General features: G+C 69.7%; 3 protein-coding genes and 1 pseudogene. All 4 read left to right on the forward strand.

What is annotated here, in order from left to right; translation table 11 throughout:
- On the forward strand, window positions 1-264 hold a 264-nt coding region (locus tag AC1DOC_RS26545), incomplete at its 5' end, for an FtsW/RodA/SpoVE family cell cycle protein (RefSeq protein ID WP_478130820.1).
- On the forward strand, window positions 261-1,325 hold the full coding sequence (murG, locus tag AC1DOC_RS26550; protein WP_012746069.1) for an undecaprenyldiphospho-muramoylpentapeptide beta-N-acetylglucosaminyltransferase: 1,065 nt from the start codon (window positions 261-263) through the stop codon (window positions 1,323-1,325). The genes AC1DOC_RS26545 and murG, both read left to right, overlap by 4 nt.
- Window positions 1,322-2,779, forward strand: coding sequence for a UDP-N-acetylmuramate--L-alanine ligase (gene murC, locus AC1DOC_RS26555; protein WP_436042558.1), 1,458 nt, complete (start codon window positions 1,322-1,324; stop codon window positions 2,777-2,779). The genes murG and murC overlap by 4 nt, the downstream gene beginning before the upstream one ends.
- Window positions 2,776-3,048, forward strand: a pseudogene (locus tag AC1DOC_RS26560) (D-alanine--D-alanine ligase); the annotation flags it as partial. The gene murC and the pseudogene AC1DOC_RS26560, both read left to right, overlap by 4 nt.

Genomic DNA, 3,048 nt, shown 5'->3' on the forward strand with positions numbered 1-3,048 from the left:
CGCCGCATCATGCACATCGGCCGCCAGGCGATTGCGCTGGACCGCGTGTTCTCGGGCCTCGTGGCGCAGGGCGTGGGCGTGTGGATCGGCTTCCAGGCCTTCATCAACATGGGCGTGAACCTCGGCGCGCTGCCGACCAAGGGGCTCACCTTGCCGCTGATGAGCTTCGGCGGCTCGGCCATCCTGATGAACCTGGTGGCGCTCGCGGTGGTGCTGCGCATCGACTACGAGAATCGTGTGTTGATGCGGGGAGGCCGCATATGACCGGGCGCACCGCACTCGTCATGGCCGGCGGCACCGGCGGCCACATCTTCCCGGGGCTCGCGGTGGCCGAGGCGCTGCGCGAGCGCGGCTGGCGCGTGCACTGGCTGGGCGCGCCCGGCAGCATGGAAGAAAAGCTCGTGCCCCCGCGCGGCTTCGCCTTCGAGCCGGTGCAGTTCGGCGGCGTGCGCGGCAAGGGGCCGCTCACGCTGTTCCTGCTGCCGCTGCGGCTCCTGCGCGCGTTCTGGCAGAGCATCGGCGTGGTGCGCCGCGTGCAGCCCAACGTCGTCGTGGGCCTGGGCGGCTACATCACCTTTCCGGGCGGAATGATGAGCGTGCTGCTCAACAAGCCGCTGGTGCTGCACGAGCAGAACTCGGTGGCCGGCCTTGCCAACAAGGTGCTCGCGGGCGTGGCCGACCGCGTGTTCACGGCTTTCCCCAATGTGCTGAAGAAGGCGCAGTGGGTGGGCAACCCGCTGCGCGCGGCGTTCACCTCGCAGCCCGAGCCGGCCGTGCGCTTCGCCGGCCGCAGCGGTCCGCTGCGTCTGCTGGTGGTCGGCGGCAGCCTGGGCGCCAAGGCACTCAACGCCGTGGTGCCGCAGGCGCTGGCGCGCATCGCGCCGGCCACGCGCCCGCAGGTGCTGCACCAGAGCGGCGCCAAACAGATCGACGAACTGCGCGCCAACTATGCGGCAGCCGGCGTCGAGGGCGAACTCACGCCCTTCATCGAAGACACTGCGCAGGCCTACGCCGACGCCGACATCATCGTCGCGCGCGCCGGGGCCAGCACCGTCACAGAAATCGCGGCCGTCGGCGCAGCAGCGCTGTTCGTGCCTTTTCCCTCGGCGGTCGACGACCACCAGACCACCAACGCGCGCTTCCTCGTCGACGCGGGCGGCGGCTGGCTGGTGCAGCAGGCCGACCTCACTCCTGAATTGCTGGCTGATTTGCTACAGAAAACCGAGCGCACCGCGCTGATCGACAAGGCCGCCAAGGCCAAGACCATGCAGAAGACCGAAGCAGTGGAAGCGGTCGTCCGCGCCTGCGAGGAGCTTGCCAGATGAAGCACGCGATTCGTCACATCCATTTCGTGGGCATCGGCGGCTCGGGCATGAGCGGCATCGCCGAAGTGCTGTTCAACCTGGGCTACCGCATCACCGGCTCCGACCTGGCCGACAGCGCCACCTTGCGCCGGCTTACCGGCCTGGGCATCGGCACCTTCGTGGGCCACGCCGCCGCGCACATCGACGGCGCGGATGCGGTGGTCACTTCCACCGCGGTGCAGTCGGACAACCCCGAGGTGCTGGCCGCGCGCGAGAAGCGCATTCCGGTGGTGCCGCGCGCGCTGATGCTGGCCGAGCTGATGCGCCTCAAGCAGGGCATCGCGATTGCGGGCACGCACGGCAAGACCACCACCACCAGCCTGGTGGCAAGCGTGCTCGATGCGGCCGGGCTCGACCCGACCTTCGTGATCGGCGGGCGCCTGAACAGCGCCGGCGCCAATGCGCAGCTCGGCAGCGGCGACTACATCGTGGTGGAGGCCGACGAGTCGGACGCCTCGTTCCTGAACCTGCTGCCCGTCATGGCGGTGGTCACGAACATCGACGCCGACCACATGGAAACCTACGGGCACGACTTCGCGAAGCTCAAGAAGGCTTTCGTCGACTTCCTGCACCGCATGCCGTTCTATGGCGTGGCCATCCTGTGCACCGACGATCCGGCGGTGCGCGACATCGTGGCCGAAGTCACCTGCCCGGTGACGAGCTACGGCTTTGGCGAAGAGGCCCAGGTGCGCGCGATCGACGTGCGCGCAGTGGGCGGCCAGATGCACTTCACCGCGCAGCGGCGCAACGGCGTCACGCTGCCCGACCTGCCGATCGTGCTGAACCTGCCGGGCGAGCACAACGTGCGCAATGCGCTCTCGGTGATCGCGGTGGCGGTGGAGCTCGGCATTCCCGACGAAGCGGTGCAGCGCGGCCTGGCCGGCTTCAAGGGCGTGGGCCGCCGCTTCCAGAGCTATGGCGAGGTGGCCGCGCAGGGCGAGCCGGCCGGCAGCTTCACCGTGATCGACGACTACGGCCACCACCCGGTGGAGATGGCCGCAACCATTGCCGCCGCGCGCGGCGCGTTCCCGGGGCGACGGCTGGTGCTGGCCTTCCAGCCGCACCGCTACACCCGCACGCGCGACTGCTTCGAGGACTTCGTCAAGGTCATCGGCAATGCCGACGCGGTGCTGCTGGGCGAGGTCTATGCCGCGGGCGAGCCGCCCATCGTGGCGGCGGACGGCCGCACGCTGGCGCGCGCCCTGCGCGTGGCCGGCAAGGTGGAGCCGGTGTTCGTCGACGACATCGGCGCCATGCCGCAGGCCATCCTGGACAACGCGCGCGCCGGCGACGTGGTGCTTTGCATGGGCGCGGGCTCCATCGGCGCCGTGCCGGGCAAGGTGGTTGAAATTGCAGCCGCGGCATCGCTGCCGCAACAAACAACGCGCACCAGGCGMAAGGGGGAGGCATCATGAGCCTTCAGGATCCCAAGCAATTCGGCAAGGTGGCCGTGCTGTTCGGCGGAAGCTCTGCCGAGCGCGAAATCTCGCTCCTGTCCGGCAACGGCGTGCTCGAGGCGCTGCGCTCGCGCGGCGTCGATGCGCATGCCTTCGATCCCGCCGAGCGCGACCTCGTCGAGCTGCGGCGCGAGGGCTTCGCGCGCTGCTTCATCGCGCTGCATGGCCGGCATGGCGAGGACGGCACGGTGCAGGGCGCGCTCGAGCTGCTCGGCATTCCCTATACC

The sequence above is a fragment of the Variovorax sp. 01T439_2 genome (assembly GCF_056398445.1).